Source organism: Pseudomonas sp. 30_B, assembly GCF_017491605.1.
Classification (GTDB): Bacteria; Pseudomonadota; Gammaproteobacteria; order Pseudomonadales; family Pseudomonadaceae; genus Pseudomonas.
Map to the genome: position 1 here is coordinate 78,124 of NZ_JAFGYY010000011.1, position 22,578 is coordinate 100,701.

18 protein-coding genes are annotated in these 22,578 nt (G+C 65.6%); 7 read left to right on the top strand and 11 right to left on the bottom strand.

Annotated elements, in window-relative coordinates; translation table 11 throughout:
- Positions 1 to 22: 22 nt before the first annotated feature.
- Both J5M67_RS14145 and J5M67_RS14150 read right to left on the bottom strand, forming a co-directional pair.
- Positions 23 to 508 carry a glutathione peroxidase gene (locus tag J5M67_RS14145; protein ID WP_207885963.1) on the bottom strand — a complete coding sequence of 162 codons (486 nt, stop codon included), beginning with the start codon at positions 506 to 508 and terminating at the stop codon, positions 23 to 25.
- A gap of 216 nt (positions 509 to 724) precedes the next feature.
- Positions 725 to 1,210, bottom strand: coding sequence for a peptidylprolyl isomerase (locus J5M67_RS14150; RefSeq protein WP_207885964.1), 486 nt, complete (start codon positions 1,208 to 1,210; stop codon positions 725 to 727).
- On the opposite strand from J5M67_RS14150, the gene J5M67_RS14155 reads away from it, so the two are divergent.
- From J5M67_RS14155 to J5M67_RS14170, 4 genes are all read left to right on the top strand, one after another.
- A complete protein-coding gene (locus tag J5M67_RS14155) occupies positions 1,179 to 1,511 on the top strand; it encodes a DUF3565 domain-containing protein (RefSeq protein WP_207885965.1) in 333 nt (110 codons plus the stop codon). The two genes, J5M67_RS14150 and J5M67_RS14155, sit on opposite strands and share 32 nt — an antisense overlap.
- 2 nt (positions 1,512 to 1,513) lie before the next feature.
- Positions 1,514 to 2,704 carry an acetate kinase gene (locus J5M67_RS14160; RefSeq protein ID WP_207885966.1) on the top strand — a complete coding sequence of 397 codons (1,191 nt, stop codon included), beginning with the start codon at positions 1,514 to 1,516 and terminating at the stop codon, positions 2,702 to 2,704.
- Between the two features lie 74 nt (positions 2,705 to 2,778).
- The gene (gene pta / locus J5M67_RS14165) at positions 2,779 to 4,905 is read left to right on the top strand and encodes a phosphate acetyltransferase (protein ID WP_207885967.1); all 2,127 of its coding nucleotides are present in this window, start codon (positions 2,779 to 2,781) and stop codon (positions 4,903 to 4,905) included.
- 78 nt (positions 4,906 to 4,983) lie between these two features.
- Positions 4,984 to 5,895 (top strand): acyltransferase, encoded by a 912-nt coding sequence (locus tag J5M67_RS14170; protein ID WP_207885968.1) that lies wholly within the window; start codon positions 4,984 to 4,986, stop codon positions 5,893 to 5,895.
- 133 nt (positions 5,896 to 6,028) lie between these two features.
- Here the strand turns inward: J5M67_RS14170 and J5M67_RS14175 are convergent, their stop codons facing one another.
- The 3 genes from J5M67_RS14175 to J5M67_RS14185 form a co-directional block, all read right to left on the bottom strand.
- Positions 6,029 to 6,742, bottom strand: coding sequence for an OmpA family protein (locus tag J5M67_RS14175; RefSeq protein ID WP_207885969.1), 714 nt, complete (start codon positions 6,740 to 6,742; stop codon positions 6,029 to 6,031).
- Positions 6,743 to 6,834: 92 nt separating this feature from the next.
- Complete coding sequence (locus J5M67_RS14180; RefSeq protein ID WP_207885970.1) at positions 6,835 to 7,476, bottom strand: MBL fold metallo-hydrolase; 642 nt, start codon at positions 7,474 to 7,476, stop codon at positions 6,835 to 6,837.
- A 71-nt stretch (positions 7,477 to 7,547) separates the two neighbouring features.
- The gene (locus J5M67_RS14185) at positions 7,548 to 8,567 is read right to left on the bottom strand and encodes an AraC family transcriptional regulator (protein ID WP_207885971.1); all 1,020 of its coding nucleotides are present in this window, start codon (positions 8,565 to 8,567) and stop codon (positions 7,548 to 7,550) included.
- A 121-nt stretch (positions 8,568 to 8,688) separates the two neighbouring features.
- Between J5M67_RS14185 and J5M67_RS14190 the strand changes: the two genes are divergently transcribed.
- Entirely contained in the window at positions 8,689 to 9,528 is an 840-nt protein-coding gene (locus J5M67_RS14190; RefSeq protein WP_207885972.1) for a metal-dependent hydrolase, read from the top strand.
- 534 nt (positions 9,529 to 10,062) lie between these two features.
- Here the strand turns inward: J5M67_RS14190 and J5M67_RS14195 are convergent.
- Positions 10,063 to 11,001: an alpha/beta fold hydrolase gene (locus J5M67_RS14195; RefSeq protein ID WP_207885973.1), complete on the bottom strand. Its 939-nt coding sequence runs from the start codon at positions 10,999 to 11,001 to the stop codon at positions 10,063 to 10,065.
- Positions 11,002 to 11,073: 72 nt separating this feature from the next.
- Positions 11,074 to 11,727, bottom strand: coding sequence for a TetR/AcrR family transcriptional regulator (locus tag J5M67_RS14200; RefSeq protein WP_207885974.1), 654 nt, complete (start codon positions 11,725 to 11,727; stop codon positions 11,074 to 11,076).
- 99 nt (positions 11,728 to 11,826) lie between these two features.
- Between J5M67_RS14200 and J5M67_RS14205 the strand changes: the two genes are divergently transcribed.
- Positions 11,827 to 12,699, top strand: a complete 873-nt coding sequence (locus J5M67_RS14205) for a hypothetical protein (protein ID WP_207885975.1) — start codon at positions 11,827 to 11,829, stop codon at positions 12,697 to 12,699.
- Between the two features lie 157 nt (positions 12,700 to 12,856).
- Here J5M67_RS14205 and J5M67_RS14210 read toward each other — a convergent pair whose 3' ends face one another.
- From J5M67_RS14210 to J5M67_RS14225, 4 genes are all read right to left on the bottom strand, one after another.
- Positions 12,857 to 15,583, bottom strand: a complete 2,727-nt coding sequence (locus J5M67_RS14210) for a LuxR C-terminal-related transcriptional regulator (RefSeq protein WP_207885976.1) — start codon at positions 15,581 to 15,583, stop codon at positions 12,857 to 12,859.
- Between the two features lie 217 nt (positions 15,584 to 15,800).
- On the bottom strand, positions 15,801 to 17,168 hold the full coding sequence (locus J5M67_RS14215; protein WP_207885977.1) for a DUF1329 domain-containing protein: 1,368 nt from the start codon (positions 17,166 to 17,168) through the stop codon (positions 15,801 to 15,803).
- A 152-nt stretch (positions 17,169 to 17,320) separates the two neighbouring features.
- A complete protein-coding gene (locus J5M67_RS14220; protein WP_207885978.1) occupies positions 17,321 to 19,243 on the bottom strand; it encodes a DUF1302 domain-containing protein in 1,923 nt (640 codons plus the stop codon).
- Positions 19,244 to 19,449: 206 nt separating this feature from the next.
- Positions 19,450 to 21,132 carry a fatty acid--CoA ligase gene (locus tag J5M67_RS14225; protein ID WP_207885979.1) on the bottom strand — a complete coding sequence of 561 codons (1,683 nt, stop codon included), beginning with the start codon at positions 21,130 to 21,132 and terminating at the stop codon, positions 19,450 to 19,452.
- Positions 21,133 to 21,402: 270 nt separating this feature from the next.
- Between J5M67_RS14225 and J5M67_RS14230 the strand changes: the two genes are divergently transcribed.
- Entirely contained in the window at positions 21,403 to 22,578 is a 1,176-nt protein-coding gene (locus J5M67_RS14230) for an acetyl-CoA C-acyltransferase (RefSeq protein WP_207885980.1), read from the top strand.

Sequence of the window (22,578 nt, forward strand, 5' to 3'; positions counted from 1 at the left end):
AGCGCCCTCTCCCGCCGGAGGATCAGGCGCCCAGCGCCTTCTCGATGGCGTGCACCAGTGCGGGGTCTTCCGGCGCGGTACGTGGGCTGAAGCGCGCCAGCACGCGACCGTCCGGGGCGAGCAGGAACTTTTCGAAGTTCCAGGTGATGTCACCGGGGAACTCGGCACCCTCGCCCGCCAGCAGCCGGTACAACGGGTGGCGTTCCGAGCCGTTGACATCCAGCTTGGAGGACATCGGGAAACTGACCCCGTAGTTCAGCGAACAGAACGACTGGATCTCGGCTTCGTTGCCCGGCTCCTGCCCGGCGAACTGGTTGCACGGCAGGCCGAGCACCACGAAACCCTGATCCTTGTATTGCTGGTAGAGCTTCTCCAGACCGGCGTACTGCGGGGTCAGGCCACATTTCGAGGCGACGTTGACCACCAGCACGACCTTGCCCTTGAGCGGGGCCAGCGGCAGATCCTGGCCGTCGAGCCCTTGCAGCGTCAGACCGTGAACAGCGCTCATTGCTTGCTCCTTGAAGAAGTAGGCACAACGTGCCCGCGCAGCAGGGCGGACAGCGCGTCCGTCTTCTGCGCATTCCCAATCGATGCGGGAAAAATGCCCTGGCCTTGTTGCAGTAGATCAGGTTGCATGAGAAAGGCGCCCGAAGGCGCCTTCCTCAGATTGAGCGTAGCAGCTCAATGATGGCTTCACCGGTCAGCGTGCGACCGGCGGAAGCGATCAGTGGTGGTGACCACCTTCGCCGTGGACGTGGCCGTGGGCGACTTCTTCGGCGGAAGCGTCACGCACGTTGACCACCTTCACCTTGAAGTTCAGGCGCTGGCCGGCCAGCGGGTGGTTGCCGTCGACGATCACGTCGTCGCCGTCGATGTCGCGGATGGTGACGATCTGCATGCCGCCGTCCGGAGCCGACGCGTGGAACTGCATGCCGACTTCCAGCTCGTCCACGCCTTCGAACATTTCACGGGTCAGGGTGGCGACCAGTTCGGCACTGTACTCGCCATAGGCGTCGGCCGGCTCGATGGTGACGTCCAGCTCGTCGCCGACCTGCTTGCCTTCCAGGGCCTTTTCCAGGCCGGCGATGATGTTGTGGGCACCGTGCAGGTAGACCAGCGGAGCGCCGCCGGCGGAGCTGTCGATGACCTCACCTGCGTCGTTGGTCAGGGTATAGTCGATGGAAACCGCCTTGTTGGCCGCGATCTGCATGGTTCGAAACCTATCTGATATAGAAGTTGAGCGCGCAAGTTTACGCTGCGACGCCCCCGAATGCGACCCGAAGACGGACGGACGGGACAACGCGGACGCCCCGCGCCTGCTTGACTTTCATCAGGATGAAGACGGGTACTGGGTGGCAGTCTTGTCCTGCGGACATACCCAGCACCTGCGGCACCAGCCGCCCTGGCAATCCCGGCCCTGGGTGCTGGACCCGCAGCAACGTCAGGCGCAGATCGGCCGCCCCTTCCCCTGCGGCTGGTGCGCCAAGGAACAGAACAGCGACAAGGAGTAGGCATGCCGGCACGCAACATCCTGGTGATCAACTGCGGCAGTTCTTCGATCAAATTCGCCCTGGTTCGAGAGGGGCGCGACGACTTCATCCTCCACGGCCTGGCCGAACGCCTCGGTGCCAACGGCGCCAGCCTGCGCTGGCAAGGCGAAGGCGATGCGCAACCGCAGACCCTGGAACTGCCCGGCGGCGACCACAAGGCCGCCCTCGCCCGCCTCCTGCCGCTGGTGAACGAGGCCGCCCAGGGCGAGCTGCACGCCATCGGCCATCGCGTGGTGCACGGCGGCGAACGCTTCACCCAGGCCTCGCGCCTGACGGAAGAAGTGCTCGGTGCGATCCGCGAAACCTCGCCCCTGGCGCCGTTGCACAACCCGGCCAACCTGCTGGGCATCGACGCCGCCATGGCGCTCTACCCGGACCTGCCGCACATCGCCGTGTTCGACACCGCCTTCCACCAGAGCCTGCCCGAGCGCGCCTACCGCTACGCCATCCCCGAGCCGCTGTACCGCGAACAGCACGTGCGCCGCTACGGCTTCCACGGCACCAGCCACCGCTACGTCAGCCACAAGGCGGCCGAAATGAGCGGGCTGGCGGTGGGCGACAGCAACTGGCTGTCGGCGCACCTGGGCAACGGCAGCTCCACCTGCGCCATCGCCAACGGCCAGAGCCGCGACACCAGCATGGGCCTGACCCCGCTGGAGGGCCTGATGATGGGCACCCGCTCCGGCGACGTCGACCCGAACCTGCACAGCCACCTGGCGCGCACCCTGGGCTGGAGCCTGGAGAAGATCGACCACATGCTCAACCACGACAGCGGCCTGCTCGGCCTGTCCGGGCTGTCCAACGACATGCGCACCCTGGAGCACGCCCGCGAGCAGGGCCACGCCGGCGCGGCGCTGGCCATCGAAGTATTCTGTTACCGACTGGCCAAGTCGCTGGCCTCGCTGACCTGTGCGTTGCCGCGCCTGGACGGCATCATCTTCACCGGCGGCATCGGCGAGAACTCGGCGCTGGTGCGCAACCTCACGGTCAAGCACCTGCACGTGCTCAACCTCGAACTCGACGGCGAAGCCAACGCTCGCTGTGTTGGCGGGGTCGGCGGAGCGATCCACCTGCCCGGCCATCCCCGCGTGCTGGTGATCCCCACCAACGAGGAACGGCAGATCGCACTCGACACCCTGGCCGTCCTCGACTGAAGATTCGAAATACCTGTTCCAAGGCGTTGCCCCACAAGGGCAGCGCCCTCCCCCGCACGGCTTAAGGAGCCCGGATGCACACCTTCTTCCTCGCGCCGACCGGTTTCGGTGTCGGCCTGACGTCTACCAGCCTGGGCCTGATCCGCGCCCTGCAACGCGCCGGCCTGAAAGTCGGCTTCTTCAAGCCCATCGCCCAGCCCCACGCCGGCGACGACGGTCCGGAGCGCTCCAGCGAGTTGGTCGCCCGCACCCACGGCCTGGAAGCCCCTGTCCCGCTGTCCCTGGCCAAGGTCGAGCGCATGCTCGGCGACGGCATGCTCGACGAGCTGCTGGAAGACATCGTCGGGATGTTCAACCAGGCGGCGGAAGACAAGGACGTGATGATCGTCGAAGGCATGGTGCCGACCAAGCACGCCAGCTATGCCGCGCGCATCAACGGGCACCTGGCGCGCAGCGTCGACGCCGAGGTGATCCTGGTGTCGGCGCCGGACAACGAGACGGTGAAGGAGCTCTCCGACCGCATCGAGATCCTCGCCCAGCTGTTCGGCGGCCCACGCGACCCGCAATTGCTCGGCCTGATCGTGAACAAGGTGCGCGGCGGCGAAAGTGACGACGCGCCGCGCGATGCCGAGGCGGCTGCCCGGCTGTTCGGTGAACGCCTCAAGGAGCATTCACCGCTGCTGCGCGAAGGCGACGTGCGCCTGCTCGGCTGCATCCCCTGGCAGGACGAGATGAACGCCCCGCGCACCCGCGACGTGGCCGACCTGCTCGATGCCAGCGTGCTCAATGCCGGCGACTACGAACAACGCCGCGTGCAGAAGATCATCCTCTGCGCGCCCTCGGCGCCAAACACCGTGCACCTGCTCAAACCCGGCGTGCTGGTGGTGGTGCCAGGCGACCGCGACGACATCATCCTCGCCGCCTGCCTGGCCGCCATGAACGGCGTGCCGCTGGCCGGCCTGCTGCTGTGCTCGGGCCTGACCCCGGACGCGCGGATCATGGAACTGTGCCGCAGCGCCCTGCAGAGCGGCCTGCCGGTGCTGACGGTGAAGACCGGCTCCTTCGACACCGCCGGCGACCTGACCCGGATGAACAAGGAAATCCCGGTGGACGACCGCGAGCGCGCCGAGCGCGTCACCGAGTTCGTCGCCGGGCACATCGACTTCGAGTGGCTCAAGGACCGCTGCGGCGCGCCCCACGAGCTGCGTCTGTCGCCCCCGGTGTTCCGCTACCAGCTGACCCAGCGCGCCAACCGCGCCGGCAAGCGCATCGTCCTGCCCGAGGGCAGCGAACCGCGTACCGTGCAGGCGGCCTCGATCTGCCACGCCCGCGGTATCGCCCGCTGCGTGCTGCTGGCCAAGCCCGACGACGTGCACGCCGTAGCGCAGATGCTGGGCATCGTGCTGCCCGAGGACCTGGAGATCATCGACCCGGACCTGGTGCGCAGCCGCTACGTCGAACCCATGGTCGAGCTGCGCAAGGGCAAGAGCCTGAATGCGCCGATGGCCGAGCAGCAGCTGGAAGACAACACGGTGCTGGGGACCATGATGCTCGCCCTGGACGAAGTGGACGGCCTGGTCTCCGGCGCCATCCACACCACCGCCAACACCATCCGCCCGGCATTGCAGCTGATCAAGACCGCGCCCGGCTACAACCTGGTGTCGTCGATCTTCTTCATGCTGCTGCCCGACCAGGTGGTGGTCTATGGCGACTGCGCGGTGAATCCCGATCCTTCGGCCAGTGACCTGGCGGAGATCGCCCTGCAAAGTGCCGACTCCGCGCAGGCCTTCGGCATCACCCCGCGGGTGGCGATGATCAGCTATTCCACCGGCGACTCGGGAACGGGCGCAGATGTCGACAAAGTACGCGAAGCCACGCGCATCGCGCGGGAAAAACGCCCCGATCTGTTGATTGATGGCCCCTTGCAGTATGATGCCGCCGCCATCGCCAGCGTCGGTCGCCAGAAGGCGCCCGACAGCCAGGTGGCCGGACGCGCCAATGTGTTCGTGTTCCCCGACCTGAACACCGGGAACACCACCTACAAGGCCGTCCAGCGCAGCGCCGACTGCGTCAGCATCGGCCCGATGCTGCAGGGCCTGCGCAAACCGGTGAACGACCTGTCGCGCGGCGCGCTGGTGGACGACATCGTCTACACCATCGCACTGACCGCGATCCAGGCCGACAGCGGCAGGGACGGCTGACAACCCGGCACGAGGATGTGCCCGAGAACGCTTCACGCGCCCGGTGGACCGGCGCCCACGTACAAGGACCATTCCTCGATGTTGAGTTTCCTCCCCGCCACCCTGCGCGGCATCCTCGCCAGCCTGATCCTGTTCGCCAGCACGTTGTGCTGGGCCACCCTGCTGTTCAGCATGACCCTGGTGAAGATCCTGCTGCCCATCGCCGCGGCGCAACGCGTCTGCAGCAAGATCATGAGCCTGATCGCCGAAGGCTGGATCGGCTGCAACAAGGGCTGGATGAACCTGGTCCGCGATACCCGCTGGAACGTGAAGGGCCTGGAAGGCCTGGAGTACGAGCACTCCTACCTGGTCACCAGCAACCACCAGAGCTGGGTCGACATCCTCGTCCTGCAGTACCAGCTCAACCGCCGCGTGCCGCTGCTGCGCTTCTTCCTCAAGCAGGAGCTGATCTGGGTTCCGATCATCGGCCTGTGCTGGTGGGCGCTCGATTTCCCCTTCATGAAGCGCTACACCAAGGCCTACCTGGCCAAGCACCCGGAGAAGAAGGGCAAGGACCTGGAGACCACCCGCAAGGCGTGCGCCAAGTTCAGCCGCATCCCAGTGTCGATCTTCAACTTCCTCGAAGGCACCCGCTTCACCCCGGACAAGCATGACGAGCAGGCCTCGCCCTTCCAGCACCTGCTCAAGCCCAAGGCCGGCGGCATCGCCTTCGTCCTCGACGCCATGGGCGAGCAGCTGCGCACCCTGGTGAACGTCACCATCCACTACCCCGACGGCCGCCCGACCTTCTGGTGCCTGCTGTCGGGCAAGCTGCGCGAAGTGGTGGTGCGCTTCGAGGAGCTGGAGATCCCGCGCCAGTTCGTCGGCAAGAGCTACGACCAGGACGAGGGCTACCGCGCCGAGTTCCAACTGTGGGTGAACCAGCTGTGGGAGCGCAAGGACCAGTTGCTGGCGCAGTTGCACCGGGAATTCCCGGCGGCCAAGGCGTGAGGCGGTTTACTGGGTTCCCGCATTCGCGGGAATGACGCTCAGGTTTATCCCGTCATCCCCGCGAACGCGGGGACCCAAAAACAGACGCCCATGAAAAAGCCCGCCAATCGGCGGGCTTTTTCATGGGCGGAGCTTACTGCTGGTACTGCTGGGTCTGTGCGTTCGGCAGGGCCTTCAGGTTCACTTCCACGCGGCGGTTCTGCGCGCGGCCGTTGGCGTCGGCGTTGGACGCGATCGGCTGGTCCGGCCCCATGCCGCGGGTGCTCACGCGGGTGGAGTCGACGCCCTGGGAGGTCAGGTAGGCGGCCACGGACTGCGCACGGCGCTGGGACAGGTCCATGTTGTGCTGGCGGCTGCCGGTGCTGTCGGTGTAGCCGACGATCTCGATGCTGTTCTGGTTGAACTCCTTGAAGGAGTTGGCCAGGTTGTTCAGCGGGGTGTAGAAGGACGGCGCGATGTTCGCGGAGTCGGTGGCGAAGGTGATGTTGCCCGGCATGATCAGCTTGATGTCATCGCCCTGGCGCTCGACCTGCACGCCGGTGCCCTGCATCTGCTGGCGCAGCTTGGCTTCCTGCTTGTCGGCGTAGTAGCCGTAGCCCGCGGCGGCGGCACCGATGGCGGCGGCGCCGATCATCGCGCCCTTGCCACGGTTGTCGTGGTTGATCGCGGCACCGGCGACGGCGCCGGCCAGCGCACCCAGCGCACCGTACTTGGCGGTCTTGCTCATGCCACCCTCGGCCGGCGGGGCCTGGGTGTTGGGATCATAGGGATTCTGGGAGGCGCAACCGGCCATGAGAGCGAGGACGGTGGCAGCCGCGACCATGGACAGACTACGTGCAGTGAACATGAAGGAAGACTCCTGGATAACGAAATCGCCCGATTGGGCGCTGGTTAGATCATACAACAGCGAAAAGATTCAATTTTCCTTAACGCGCGCCATCAGGCCCGAATGAACGGGTTCTCGCGCATCTCGTCACCCAAGCAGGTATCCGGACCGTGGCCGGTCACCACGGTGGCCTCCTCGTCCAATGAGTACAGGCGCTCGCGGATGGAACGTTCGATCGTGTCGTAGTCGCCGCCCCACAGGTCGGTGCGGCCGATGCTGCGGCGGAACAGGGTGTCGCCGGCGATCAGCAGCTTGTCCTTGGGGAACCAGAAGCTCATGGAGCCCGGCGTATGCCCCGGCGTGTGCAGGGCCACGCCACAACCGCAGGCCAGCTCCTCGTCATCCGCCAGCCACTGGTCCGGGGACGGCACCGGGGTGTAGGGCACGCCGAACATGCGGCACTGCATCTCCAGGTTGTCCCAGAGGAACTGGTCGTCCTTGTGCAGGTGCAGGGTGGCGCCGGTCTTCTCCTTCATCTGCCCGGAAGCGAGGAAGTGATCGAGGTGCGCGTGGGTGTGGATGATGCTCACCACCTTCAGCCCCAGCGCATCGAGGCGCTGCAGGATGAGCTCGTGGTCGCCGCCCGGATCGACGACGATGGCCTTCTTCGTCAGCGGGTCGCCGATGATGGTGCAGTTGCACTGCAACGGGCCGACGGGGAAGGTTTCGCGGATCAGCGCGGGCTGCTCACTCATCACGGGGTCACTCGATGGCTTGGGCGGAGCGGCATTTTCGCCGATTCCGCCCTGCCCTGGCGAGCGGTGGGTCAATCGTCGCGGCGATAGTCCGTGGGCAGCTTTCCAGTCCACTTCCTGAACGCACGGCGGAAGTTCGACGGATCGTTGAACCCCAGCAACAAGGCGATTTCGTAGAGCGGCAAATGCGTGGTGGTGAGGTACTGCAGCGCCAGGCGCTTGCGCACGTCGTCGAGCACTTCCTGGTAGGTGGTGCCCAGGTTCGAAAGATGTCGACGCAGGCTGCGGCCGCTGGTGTGCAGCTCGGCGGCCACGGTCTCGAGGTCCGGGAACTCGCCGGGGCGCGCCAGCAGCAGGCGGCGGATGCGGGTGAGCAAACCTTCCTGTACGTCCAGCGTGGCCAGCAGCGCCTCGCACTGCTGCTCGCACATCTGCACCGTGGCCGGATTGGCCAGGGCCATGGGCCGCGCCAGGTATTCGCTGGGCAGGCCAATGAAATGGAACGGCTGGTCGAACGACACCTCGCCGCCGAACACCTCGGCATAGCGCCCGGCATAGGCCGGCGCGGGATGGCCAAAACCGACGCTGACGCCCTGCAGCGGTTCGCCGACCAGGAAGCGGGCGATGGTGTAGAGGCTGGTCATCAGGCCCTCGGCGGCGAAACGCCCCATGGGCCCGAGTGGGATCGACTCGCTGGCGCGCAGGTAGGACACGCCGTCGTCCTCCACCATCTCCAGGTCGTAGGCCAGGCCGAGCACGCGGTAGTACTTGAGGGCAAAGCCGATGGCGCGTTCGAGGTTGGCGCTGGAGAGCACCGCGTAGCCGAGGATGCCGTGGGTGGAGACGTTCAGCCGCTGCCCCAGCAGCAGGCCGAAGGCCGGCTCGTTGCAGTGCGCCAGCGCGGTGCCGGCGAGCAGGTTGAAGTCGATGAAGGACAGGCGCGCGTTGGGGCTTTCAAGCACCTCGGGGCGCACGCGGGCCAGTTCGAACAGGCGCGCGCGCGGCACGCCCAGCTCCTCGGCAAGATCGAGCAGCGCCTGCGCATAGGCGACGGGCACCAGTTCGGCGGTGAAATTGAGCGGTTGTTTCATCGTTTTTCTTGTGTCGACCGCTGGCCGGATATGACCGGAAAGTTGGCAGACAATAACCTTGTGACGCTTTGCCTACAAGCCCACAGTACTGACCATGGACAACCACAACAATGGAGCCGCCATGGCCAGCACCACCCCCGAGGGACTGGAAATCAAGCCCCGGCATATGGACTTCGAACTGCCCGATCCGCTGCCGCGTCACTGGCATGGCGGGGACGCCTTCAGGTCCCATCTGTTCGATGCGATGTCGGTGCTGTTCCCCGACGGCGAGCGCTTCTTCATCGACTCGGTGCGGCACTTCCGCGAGGACATCACCGACCCGGTGCTCAAGGAGCAGATCCGTGGCTTCATCGGCCAGGAAGGTCACCACAGCCGTGAGCACCTGGTGTACAGCCAGCGCCTGCGCGACCAGGGCTACGACATCACGCGCATCGAGAAGCTGGCCCAGGCGCGCATCCGCTACACCCAGAAGAAATTCCCCGCCAAGCGCCAGCTGGCCGCCACCGCCGCGCTGGAGCACATCACCGCGATCATGGCCAACGGGCTGCTCAACGACCCGCGCACCATGGCAGGCGCCGACCCGGTGATGCAGCGCCTGTGGCGCTGGCACGCGCTGGAGGAGACCGAGCACAAGGCGGTGGCCTTCGACGTCTACAACCAGGTCTGCGGCAGCCGCAAGCTGCTGCGCCGGGCGATGCTGATGGCGACCTTCTTCTTCGTCCTCGACACCTTCCGCGGGCTCACCCACATGCTGCGCAAGGACGGCCTGCTGTGGAACTGGCGAGTCTGGCGCGACGGGTTGAAGTGGAGCTGGGGCAAGCACGGCGTATTCCGTCCGCTGGTGCGCGAGTACCTGGACTTCTTCAAGGAGGATTTCCATCCCTGGCAGCACAACAATCTCGAGCTGCTGCACGAGGTACGCCGGGAGTACGATCCGCAGCCGTTGGCGCACGCCGGCTGACAGGTTTGCCGTATTGAACGCCGCCCCGCCTTGTCGGGGCGGTGTTGTTTCTGGCGCTCACCGGAAGCGCGGGCCAGGCCCGCGAATCGCACCCATGGGGCGCTCCTACAGGTCAGCTCCGTCGTTTCGGCTCTCGTAGGAGCGGAGCTTCTCCGCGATCACCGCGATAGCGGTGCCTTCCAGGAACGCCGGCCTGCCGGCCGGTTTCGCGGACAAGGTCCGCTCCTACGGAAGCGCCAGGGTGCCAATGCAAGGCAAGGTGAAACGGCGTACAACCGCGAACGGTTGTACGTCCTACATGACGCCCCAGCGCTCCCTGTAGGAGCGGGCCATGCCCGCGATCGCGCCCATGGGGCGCTCCTACGCTTTGCGACGGAGTTACCTTGTAGGAGCGGATTTATCCGCGATGCGTAGTATCCCCAAATGACATGAATTCCAGCGGGTAAAAATCGCGGACGAAGTCCGCTCCTACGAAAGCGCCGCCCATGAAAAAGCCCGGCGCTTGGCCGGGCTCTTTCTTTCACGACTCATCGCTCAGGCATGCAGGAACCGCAACGCATCCGCCGCCGATTCCAGGGGAATCTCCTCCATCGGGATATGCCCCACGCCCGGATAGACCTTCACCTCGATCCCCGGCACGTCGCGCTGCCACATCGGCACGTGGCGCGGCGAAATCCAGCGGTCGCGTTCGCCCCACATCAGCATCGTCGGCACCTTGAGCTCCGCCACGCGGGTCGGGGTGCCGGTCAGTTCCTCGCGGTTGGCCTTCACCAGTACGCGGAAGATATCGATCATCGCCCGGCGGTTACCCGGACGGCGGCTGATGTCGTAGTAGCGGTCGATCACCCCCGGCTTGATCTTGCGGGCATCGCCATAGACTTCCTTGATGCCCTGGGCCACCAGCGCGCGCGGCATCCACATCGGCATCAACAGGCCGGCGCCCGGAAGCACCGCACTGGCGATCATCAGCGGGACCTTCTGCATGTAGTAGCCGGCCGGGTCGATCAGGATCAACCGCTCCACTCGGTGAGGCTGGGCCAACGCATAGTTCCAGGCGATGTAGCCGCCCAGGGAATTGCCGGCGATGGAAACGTGCTTGAGGTCCAGACGATCCAGGAACATGCCGAACACCTTCACCAGGCGCTCGCCGCTGTACTCGCGGTCGCTGCCGCCGCCGGTGAGGCCAAAGCCCGGCACATCGAGGCGGATGATGCGGAAGTGTTCGGAGAGCTCGGCGACCCAGCCGTCCCAGGTGTGCAGCGAGGCCATCACGCCGTGGACCATCACCAGCACCGGCTTGTCGCGGCTGCCCTCGTCCCGGTAATGGATGTCGAAACCGTCGACGTTGATGAAGCGCGAGCCGGTTTCCGGCGCGGCGTAACGACTCTTCAGCGCGGCCAGCGACAGGGCGCCGAAACCGTAGCGGGCCAGGCCCTCGGCCAGTGGCGGTTGCAGAGACAGGGTGGCGGACATGGACGAGTGACTCCCGTGCTTGTTGTTCTCGGATACCGATCACACCACAGCCCGTCAGCCTGCGCGCCCAACCTAGGTAGTGCGTGAGCAGAGCGTCGTTACCAACAGATCGCCGATCACCTGTTTCACCTCGCCCAGCGGCATGTCACCGCCCTTGCCCAGCAGCTCCAGCGAGGTGGACTCCAGCGCCCAGATCAGCGCCTGGTAGGTCAGCACCGCGTGCTGCACGCCTTCGCCCTGGAAACGCTCTTCCAGCAATGCGCGCAACTCCCGATGCGCGTCGGCGCGGTGGGCGGCGAGGGGCGAGTCGGTGCGCAAGGCTTCCTCGTGCATCAGGCGGATGATCGGCCCCACCGCCAGGTGGTAGTCGAAGAAGCGCTCGACCATCGCCCGCAGCCAGGCATCGGTGCTGCCGGCGTCGGTGCGCATCTCGCGAAAGCGCATCAGCAGCAACTGCACCGCCGTGCGGTAGATGCCTTCGAGCACATCGAGCTTGCCCTGGAAGTACTTGTAGAAAGTACGTCGCGACACCTGGGCGGCGTCCAGCAGATCGTTCACCGTGGTATCGGCCAATCCCTTGGCGACGAACACCGGGATGCTCGCCAACTGGATATTGGCCCGTTGCAGGTGCCCCACCAGCGGCCCCTCGCCCTCGCCGGCCTGACGCGCCACCGCGCCAAAGCCGCCCAGGTCCTCGAAGACCGCGCTGACTGCTGCCGATTCCATCGCCCCTCCCCGCTTCACCCAACCAAGGCGCGGGATGACGCCAGCCCCAGGCCCCGATAACCTAGACCGACCGCTCCCCCGCGCAAGGAAAGCCCGTTCGTGCCGAACCTAACACGCCGTCTGCTCTGGCCGCTGGCCATCCTTTTGCTGGTTCTCTGCCGCCCCACCTTCAGCGCCGACCTGTACTACCTCGGGCAGAAGATCCCCGACATCAAACGCCCCTGGACCAGCGCCGACTACCAGTTGCTGATCGACGCGCTGAAGAAGATCGACGAAACCCAGGCCAACGGCCTGCCCCGGCGCAGCGGCGAGTTCACCGGGCCGATCTACCAGCGCATGGTCAGCGAGGAGAACTTCCGCCCGCAGCTGAATATCTATGCGCCGCTGGAGCTGCGGCAGAACGAGGCACGCGAGGTGCTGTTCAAGCTCAAGGAGCTGATGCGCCTGTACTTCAACTTCCGCGCCGCCAAGCAGCCCTATGGCGCCGAAGCACTGGGCCTGATGAGCTACTCGCTGCGCGAACAGGCGATCCTGTTCAACCTGACGGTGGAATTCTGGATGACCCTGGCGCAGAACGAACAGCGCAACCCGGTGCGCCTGCAAGGCATGCAGGAAGCCAAGGCCGCCGCCTCGATGCTCACCAGCAGCGCCCTGGACTACCTCGGCCTCACCGCCCAGTTCGACCGCCAGGACCTGGTGCTGTATAGCGCCGAGTTGTCCAAGCAGATGCCCGAGCTGTTCATCCACCTGCCGGCGGACGTCCGTGCGCAACTGCTGATGCGCGTGGACGAGCTGGCGCAGAAGCATGCCTATTCGGAAGTGCGCGAGAACATGCGCGATCTGCTGCCGGTGCTGCAGGCGATCCAGGATGACGTGCAGAAGCAGCTGGCTGCGCCGGCCAAGGGGCAGGCGGTGCCGAAGGGGCTGGACCTGAGCGCGCCGGCGGAAGTGGAGAAGAAGAAGGGGATGTGAGCCTGGCGTCGGCCGGGAAGGCTTCACTGATCTGCAGGAGCGGCTTGCGTAGGAGCGGACTCCGTCCGCGATCGCTTCCCACCCGCTGAGCCGTCTCAAGCCAATCGCGGACAGAGTCCGCTCCTACGCCAGTCTCTGCGAACCTGAGCCAGAACTCCTAGCGCAACAACCCCATCTCCTTGGCCCGCGCCACCGCCTGGGTGCGGCGCTCCACGCCGAGCTTGTCGTTGATGTGCCGGGCGTGGCTCTTGACCGTGTGCAGCGAGATGAACAGGCGCTCGCTGATCTCCTGGTTGGAGCACCCCTGGGCGATCAGTTCCAGCACCGCCAGTTCGCGGCCGCTCAAGCAATCGGTGAGTACCGCACAGCGTTCCGGCGGGGCCGGCAGACATTCGCGCAGGGCCTCTATGGCCGGCGAAGAAGCCCGTACAGTCAATTGCTCACGCAGCCATTCCGGGTGCTGCAGCAGCACCTCATGCAGCGGGATCAGCAGGCCCACGGCCAGGCCATTTAGGCATTCCCCCAGCTCGAAGGAGGCCTCGCGCTCGCGACCGTCCTGCAGCAGCAAGGCGACCAGCTGGCCCTGGGCGAAGCGCGCCTGCAACTGCGCACCTCCTTGCAGGGCGCCGCTGGCCACAGCGCGCAGCCGCGCTTCCGCATCGGCCATCCGGCCTTCGCGGCGCTCCAGTTGGGACTGGAGCATTTCCACGTTGCGCGGCAATTGCGGCGAACACTCCGGCGGCGTGGCCGGTTCGTCGCCGATATAGGTGTCGCGCAGGCGCTCCAGCCAGGCAGAGGCCAGTTCGATCTGCCCCTGGCCGAGCCAGAGCTCGCACTTGATCAGGGTAATGGCCGACAGGTAGTAGACCGGCGGCACATCCCATACATGCATCATCCGCTCGACCTCGGCGAGGTGAGCGAAGGCGCGGGTGTAGTTGCCCAGCCGCCCTTCCAGGCTGGCCAGCACGCAGAAACCGATGACCAGGCTGATGTCCCGGCAGGCGCGGGCTTCCTCGATCCCGGCCTTCAGGCACTTGCGCGCTTCGTCCGGCTGCAGCGCGAGGCTGCGCAGGTAGCCCTGGTAGAGCATCAGCCGTCCGCGCACGGCGTAGCGGCGCTGCCCCGACAGCCCGGAGAGTCGCGCCAGCCCCAGGCGCACTTCCTCTTCGGCGCGCAGTACCTCGCCGCGCGCCTGCAGGACGCGGGCACGGTCGTAATGCACCATGGCCTCGAATAGCGGATTGCCGAAGCGTTGCGCCAGCTCCAGGGCATCCCGGTTCAGGCTGCGGGCGCGCCACAGGTCGTCACGGACGATGGCCAGGTTGCTCAGGGTCGACAGGCATAGCAGGCGCGGGCCGAAGCGCTCCGGTCCGAGCCCTTGCAGGGCTTCCCCGCAGTGTCGCTCGGCGCTCGCGATGTCGCCGCGGCCACGGGCGACCACACCGGCCAGCGCCTGCCATTGGGCCATCAGGTCGCGCTGGGTGTCAGGGTCGGCTGCCGGCAGGAAGCGCGACAGTTGCAGCGCCAGTTCCTCGGCGGCATCCAGTTGGCAGGCCAGCGCCAGGGCCCAGCTGTACAGCACGATCAGGCGCGGCGTACTGGCCAGCAGGCTGTCAGGCAGGTCCATCTTCCAGCGCAGCAGCGTGGCGACGTTCTGCTCGGCCAGCAATTGTTCCTCGGACAGGCTCTGCACCAGGTTCGCCGCGACTTCCGGGTGGCCGGCGCGCAGGGCCTGCTCCACGGCCTCGTCGAACAACCCCTGGGCGCTGAACCAGCGGCAGGCGCGCAGATGCAGGGCCGCCGCCGAAGGCCCGGAGCCGGGCAGCGGCCGCGCCAGCAGCAGGTCGGAAAACAGGTGGTGGTAGCGGAACCACTGGCCCTGCTCGTCCAGCGGCACCAGGAACACCTGGTGCTGCTGCAGGTGACGAAGGATCGACGCGCTGTCGTGGGTATCGCGCAGGGCATCGCAGAGTTCGGCGGAGAAGCGTTCGAAGCGCGCGGTCTGGTAGAGGAAGACCTGTACCTCCGGCGACTGCTTGTCGATCACTTCTTCCAGCAGGTAATCGCGGATCAGCTCCTCGGCGCCATGCACCGAAAGATCGGGGGCTTTTGCCGCCAATTCGTCGCCGTGCGCCAGCAGCCACAGACGCAGGCCGGCGATCCAGCCCTCGCTGCGCTCCACCAGGTTGTCCAGGGCGTTGTCGTCCAGCTGCGCGCCGTTGGCGGAAACCAGCCGCGCGGTTTCCTCGGCGGTCAGGCGCAGGTCCTGTTCGTTGAATTCCAGCAGTTGTCGCGACAGACGCAGGCGCGCCAGGTGCCAGTCGGGTCGCTGGCGGCTGGTGACCAGCAGCACCAGGCCGGGCGGCTGGTGGTTGAGGAGGAATTGCAGGCAGCGGTCGAGCACCGCGCCCTGGGCCAGGTGGTAGTCGTCGAGCACCAGCAGCAGCGGGCGGTCGACGGACAGGCTGTCCACCAGTTCATCGAGCAGGTCGTCGAGCCAGGCTTCGAAGGCGAACGGCTGGTGCCGCTGGCGCATCTTCAGGATGCCCAGCGCCTCTTCGCCCAACATGGGAAAGTGCAGGCGCAGGCCTTCGAGCAGGCGTTCTAGGAATCGCCCCGGATCACTGTCCCTGGCACTGAGCCCCAGCCACAGACTGCGCCATTGGCCTTCCAGCGTCTGACAGAACTCGATGGCGAGGGAGCTCTTGCCGAACCCCGCCGGCGCAGACACCAGAATCAGCCGCCCCTCCAGTCCGGACGCCATGCGTTCGCACAGCCGCGAGCGCGAGACGTGGCCATGCGGCAGCGGCGGCCGGAAGAAGCGGCTGCCCCCAGTGCTGGTGGGAACCTCGGTCAGTCGTGGCAGAGTCGAGAAGTCGGTCATCAGCCTGGCTCTTGCTCTAGCTCTTGTTTCTATGTGGACGGAGCCTAGCCGCTCGCGAGCGGTATTTGAAGTCGATTTTGTTACCGTTGCCCACAAGATGACCAGAAGTCTTCCGACATTCAGCCTTCCCATTCATCTGACAGATGATCGTCCATAAAAAAACCGGCCCGAAGGCCGGTCTTTTCTCACCGCGGAACCACCCGTGGGGATCGGGGGATCAGCGCACGCCTTCCTGGCGAAGCGCTGCCGGGGTGAAGTCGCTTTCCGAAGCGCTGTAGTTGAAGTCGTAGGCGGATTTCTCCTCGTTCTTCAGACCCAGCACCAGGTAGCGACCGGACAGCAGGTCATACAGGGTTTCGGCGGTGTACCACGGTACCTGGTAGTTGTAGTAGTACTGGTTGAAGGCCTCGGCCACGCGCCACAGGGTGCCGCGACCGTCGTAGTGGTCGATCTCCACGGCCTGCCAGGTGTCCTCGTCGATGTAGAAGTCACGCTTGGCATAGATGTGGCGCTCGCCCGGCTTCAGGGTGGCGGTCACGTGCCACACGCGGTGCAGCTCGTAGCGGGTCAGGTCCTGGTTCAGGTGGCCGGGCTTGATGATGTCGGCGTACTTGAGCTTCGGATCATCGAGCTTGTAGTTGTTGTACGGGATGTACAGCTCCTGCTTGCCCACCAGTTTCCAGTCGTAGCGGTCCGGCGCGCCGTTGTACATGTCCAGGTTGTCGGAGGTACGCAGGCCGTCGGCGGCGGTACCCGGACCGTCGTAGGACACCTGCGGGGCGCGGCGTACGCGGCGCTGGCCGGCGTTGTAGAGCCACGCCAGGCGCGGTTCCTTCACCTGGTCGAGGGTCTCGTGCACCAGCAGGACGTTGCCGGCCAGACGCGCCGGGGCGGTCACGCGCTGCTTGAAGTAGAACAGTACGTTGCTCGGCTTGCTGGCGTCGTAGTCCTTGAGGTCGGTGCGGAAGACGAATTCGTCCTGGAAGTACACCAGCGAGTAGGAGCCGTTCACCTGCGGGGTGGCCTGGGTGACCAGGCGACGCACGTGGCCGCCACGGTAGCGGGTGATGTGGTTCCAGATGACTTCCAGGCCGTCCTTCGGAATCGGGAAGGGGTTGGCGGTCTGGAAGTTCTGCAGGCCGTTGCCGCCCTGCACCAGGGTGGTGGTGGTGGCGTTCTTCTTGGTCGCCGCCAGCACGCTGTCCGGTACGGTGGCGGTACGGTGCGACGGGAAGACCTGCATCTTGTAGGTGTCGGGGTAGCGCTTGAACATGGCTTGCTGGCCGGGGGTCAGCTTGGCCTTGTACTGGTCCATGTTCTGCGCGGTGATGGTGAACAGCGGCTTCTCGCTGGCGAACGGATCGGAAAGGAAGCCCTTGCTGTCGGCGCTGCCGGCGTTCTTGGGCAGGCCGCCGGTCCAGGCCGGGATGCTGCCGTCGGCGTTGCCGGCCTTTTCCGCGCCCATCGGGGTCAGGGTGGTGCCCAGCTTGGCCGCTTCATCGGCGGAGACGGCCGCCATCACCTGGGTGGCGAGCAGGCTGAGTGCCAGCGCGCCGGTATGCAGCAGGATCTTTGTTGTTCTCATTCGTTTATCGTCCTCGTTGAGTCTGTGCCCTCCGCGGTGGCCGCCCCTTGCGGGACGGGTCGCGGGTTGTATCTGCTGCACCGCCGGCCGGTTGGAGCGACCGGCGGATGGCCCGCCACGGAAGCGGGCCGGAGACCGGTTGAACGACCGGTTTAGAAGTTCACCCCGAAGCTCAAGCTGACGAAATCACGGTCATCGACGGTGGAGTACTTGCCGTCGAAGTAGGTGGTGTAGGCCAGGCTCGCGGTGTAGGTATTCAGGTAGTCGGCGTCGACGCCCATGCTGACCGCCTTGCGGCCTTCCTCGAAGTTGCCGCCGGGGCCGGGCGAGTAGCCGTCCACGTCATGCTGCCAGGCCAAGTTCGGCTTGAGGTTCACACCAGCGAAGACGTCGTTGTAGTCCCAGATCGCACGGGCGCGGTAGCCCCAGGAATCGGCGGTGGTGAAGCCGTCGCTTTCGCAGTTGCGGCTGACGTTGTTGGCGTTGGGGGTACCCAGGGTGGAGGCGTTCAGCGCTTCGCAGGTCGCCATGCCGTTCAGGCTGCCGGCCAGCGGGCCGGGGCCGAATACCGGGTCGCGGCCATAACGCGCCTTGCTCTGGCTTTCCAGGCCGCCGACGTGGGTCCAGCCGACCTCGCCCACCAGGGTCAGACGCTCGGCGCCCATGACCTGGTCGAAGAAGTGGGTGAAGGTGGTCTGCAGCTGGGTGATTTCCTTGCGGCGATAGCCGTGCAGGTCCTCGCCGGCGCTGCCGTTGAGCACCGAGGCGTTGTTGTAGACATGGTTGCCGCCGATGGCCACCGGATCCAGGCCGGAATACAGGATATCGGTGGTGTTCAGCTGTACCGGGGCGTTCGGACGGTAGCTGATCTCGCCCTGCCAGGCGGTGCCGGTGGGCAGCGTGGTGGAGAAGCTCAGGCCATACAGATGGATGTCTTCGGGGTACTCGATGAAGTAGCTGGAGTTACCGGCCATGGCGGCGGCGCCGGCCTGGGCGGCCAGGGTCGGGCTGATGGCGGCGATGTTGGTGATCAGCTGGTTGATCTGCGCCACCTTGGAGGCGTCGGCGCCCTTGCCGCTGAAGATCGGCAGACGGCTGTGGTAGTTCATGTAGTAGCCGCCGAACTCGGTGTTCAGGGAGTCGGCGAAGTACTTCAGCGACAGGCCGTACTGGCCGCTGTCGCGGGCGTCGCGGTCCGGACCGCGCTGCACCACCAGGCCTTCGTCCCACGGCGACGGGGTCACCGCCAGGTTCGGGCCGAGAATGGCGTTCAACGTACGGATCGAGGAGGCGTTGTTGGTCAGTACCGCCAGGTTCTGGGTACAGCCGTCGGCAACGACGTCCGGCTGGGAGAAGAAGGTGCCGCAGTTGTCGACCACCGTCTGGTCCCACTCCAGCTGGTAGAAGCCTTCGGCGGAGAGGTTATCGGTGAGGTTCTGCGACATGTAGAACATGTTCACCGGTACCAGGGCTTCCTTGATCTCGGAACCCGGACGGCGGAAGGCGGTCACGTCGAACGGGTTGATCACACTGATGCCGTTCTGGATGAAGGTACTTTCACCCCAGTTCACCACCTGCTTGCCCAGGCGCACGGTGCCCGGCATCTCGGCAATGGTGTAGTTGTGGTAGACGAAGGCGTCGAGCAGTTCGGAACCGGAGGCCTTGGCGGCTTCCTTGCGGTTGTCGTCGCTGAGCGGCTTGAAGTCGGTGTTCTCATCCTTCTGCTCGAAGTCGTACCAGTACTTGCCGCGCAGGAAGAGGCCGGTGTCCTGGTATTTCAGTTCGAGGTCGTGGATGCCCTTGAAGATCTTCGAGAAGGTTTCGCCGGCCTTGTAGTTCAGGTGGCCGTCGTCGGAGGTCTGGGACAGGCCCTTGCCGCCGTTGTTGACGCCGATGAGATTCTTGTTCGGATTCTGCGTCGACCAGCTGGCCCCCACGGACAGCGACGAGTCGAACGAGCCTTCGATTTCCCCGATGTTGAAAGTGACGGCGGAAGCGGGGGTCGCCAGCGTAGAAGCCAGGCTGACGGCAAGCGGCAAACGCGCCAGACGCCAGATATGTTGCATGGTTTTCATCGACGCTACTCCATGTGATTTTTGTTATGAGTAGCGGCGACTATATCGACGGCGTTACACACCTTGATCCCTCTAAAGTGTGATTTCTCCTACGAAGGCCCCGACTAGACGGTCGCAAGGGCCGGAAGCACCGTCATCACTGGCCTGCGCCGTGCCAAGCGCTTGCTTGGCACGGACGCTTCACGCACTGACCAACCGGTCGTCACTCAAACCATGGAGAGGAAGGCGCTGCCCGCCTCCTGCCATTGGGCGATGTCTACCCGGATACGCTTCTTGTCGAGCTTGCCGACGCTGGTCTTGGGAACTTCAGTAACAACGGCGATCTGCGAGGGAATCGCCCACTTGTTGATATTCCCCTGCTCGACGAAAGGCTTGAGGTGTTCCTTCAATCCCTTGGCGTCCAGCGACTGGCCGTCGCGCAGCACCAGCAGGGCGAACGGACGCTCGCCCCACTGCGGATCGGGTACGCCGACCACGGCGACTTCGCGCACGGCCGGGTGACGGCTGATCAGGTCCTCCAGCTCCAGCGACGACAACCACTCGCCGCCGGTCTTGATCACGTCCTTGATGCGGTCGCGGATGTCGATGAAGCCCATGCCATCGATGGTCGCCACGTCACCGGTGTGCATCCAGCCGCCGGCCCAGAGTTCCTCGCCCTTCTGCGGCTCCTGGAAGTACCCCTGGGTCAGCCAGGGCGCGCGAAGCACCAGCTCGCCCTGGGATTCGCCGTCGGCCGGGAGGAACTGGCCGTGCTCGTCCATGATCGCCGCTTCCACCATCGGTACCGGCACGCCCGCCTTGATCCGGTAGGTGGTGCGTTCGTCCTCGCTGCCGGCGAGCAGTTCCTGGTTGAGATAGCCGCAGGAGATCAGCGGGCAGGTCTCGGACATGCCGTAGGCGGCGGTCAGCTGGATGCCGCGGGCCTTGGCGGCGTCGTAGAGCGCGTGGTTCAGCGCGCTGCCGCCGATGATGATCTTCAACCCGCCGAAGTCGTAGTCCTTGGCGCTGGCGGCGTTGAGCATCATCTGCAGGATGGTCGGCACGCAGTGGGAGAAGGTCACCTTCTCCTCGCGGATCAGCTTGCACAGCAGCTCCGGCTCGTAGCGGCCCGGGTACACCTGCTTCACGCCCAGCATGGTCGCCACGTAGGGCACGCCCCAGGCGTGGACGTGGAACATCGGGGTGATCGGCATGTACACGTCGTCGGTGCCCATCAGGCGGATGCTGTCCAGGCTGCCGATGGTCGAAGCCATCGCCAGGGTGTGCAGCACCAGCTGGCGGTGGGTGAAATACACACCCTTGGGGTTGCCGGTGGTACCGGTGGTATAGAAGGTGGTCGCCACCGAGTTCTCGTCGAAATCGGGGAAGGCGTAGCGCGGGCTGGCGGCGGCCAGCAGGGTCTCGTACTCGCCCACGCAGTTGGGCAGCGTGCTGGTCTTGTCGGCGCCATCGGTGAGCAGCAGGGTCTTCTCCACCGTGGTCAGCTGGCCGGCGATGCCCTGGTAGAGCGGCACGAACTCGCTGTTGACCAGCACGAAGCGGTCGTCGGCGTGGTTCATGGTGTAGAGGATCTGGTCGGGCGAGAGGCGGATGTTGATGGTGTGCAACACCGCGCCGATCATCGGGATGGCGAACATGCATTCCAGATAACGATGGCTGTCCCAGTCCATCACCGCCACGGTGTCGCCAGCCTTCACCCCAGCCTCGGTCAGCACGTTGGCCAGCCGCGCCACGCGCTCGTTGAAGGTGGCATAGCTGTAGCGCACGCTGTCGCGGTAGACGATCTCCCTGCCCTTTTCATAACGGCTGCCCGACAGCAGCAGGCTCTTGATCAGCAACGGGTACTGGTAGGCATTCTGTGCAGCAGGGATGACACGGGTTTTCAGCATGGCGGGGCACTCTCACGGCTGGATTTCTAGAAGGAATACATCGGGATGATTGCGACTCTAGAGGCCTCCCCCTGTCCGTTCATCAGTCAAAAGAGTGATTTGCCGATGACTCTTTGGCCACATCCGGTCACGCGGTAGAATCCACCCCGCCCGATCGTTCACGATCGGCCCCCTTACCCGGAACTCGGGTATGACCTGCTTCCACGCAGTCCTGCCGACGCGCAGCCGGTCATACGCGAGCTCCTACAACAAGAGCGAAGAGGTAGATTCATGTCCGAGATCGTCATCGTCAGCGGCGCCCGTACTCCCATGGGCGGCTTCCAGGGCAGCCTGTCCGGCGTTCCCGCCGTGGAACTGGGCGCCGTCGCCATCCGCGAAGCCATCGCCCGTGCCGGCATCCAGCCCGAGGACGTGCAGGAAGTGATCATGGGCAACGTACTGCCCGCCGGCCTCAAGCAGGGTCCGGCCCGCCAGGCGGCGCTGAACGCCGGCCTGCCGGCCGCCACCGGCTGCACCACCATCAACAAGCTCTGCGGCTCGGGCATGAAGGCCGTGATGCTGGCCCACGACCTGCTCAAAGCGGGCACCAACAACGTGATGGTCGCCGGCGGCATGGAAAGCATGTCCAACGCGCCCTACGTGATCGAGAAGGCCCGCACCGGCCTGCGCATGGGCCACGGCGAGATCAAGGACCACATGTTCCTCGACGGCCTGGAAGACGCCCGCACCGGTCGCCTGATGGGCTCCTTCGCCCAGGAAACCGCCGACAAGTACGGCGTGACCCGCGAGGAAATGGACGCCTACGCCATCGAATCGCTCAAGCGCGCCCAGGCCGCCATCAAGGACGGTTCGCTGGACTCGGAAATCGTTCCGGTCACCGTGACCACCCGCAAGGGCGAGACCGTGGTGAAGGACGACGAGCAGCCGCTGACCGCCAACCTGGACAAGATTCCGGGCCTGAAGCCTGCGTTCCGCAAGGACGGCACCATCACCGCCGCCAACGCCAGCTCCATCTCCGACGGCGCCTCCGCGCTGGTCCTGATGACCGCTGAAGAAGCCGCGCGCCGTGGCCTGAAACCGCTGGCGAAGATCGTTGCCCACGCCACCCAGAGCCAGGACCCGGCCGAGTTCACCCTCGCTCCGATCGGCGCCATGACCAACCTGTTCAAGAAAGCGGGCTGGAGCAAGGACGACGTGGACCTGTTCGAGATCAACGAAGCCTTCGCCATGGTCACCATGCTCGCCATGCGCGAACACGGCCTGGACCACGCCAAGGTCAACGTCTACGGCGGCGCCTGCGCCCAGGGCCACCCGGTCGGCTCCACCGGTTCGCGGATCATCATCACCCTGATCAACGCCCTGCAGAAGAAAGGCGGCAAGCGCGGCGTGGCCTCGCTGTGCATCGGCGGCGGCGAAGCCACCGCGGTGGCGATCGAGCTGGTCTGA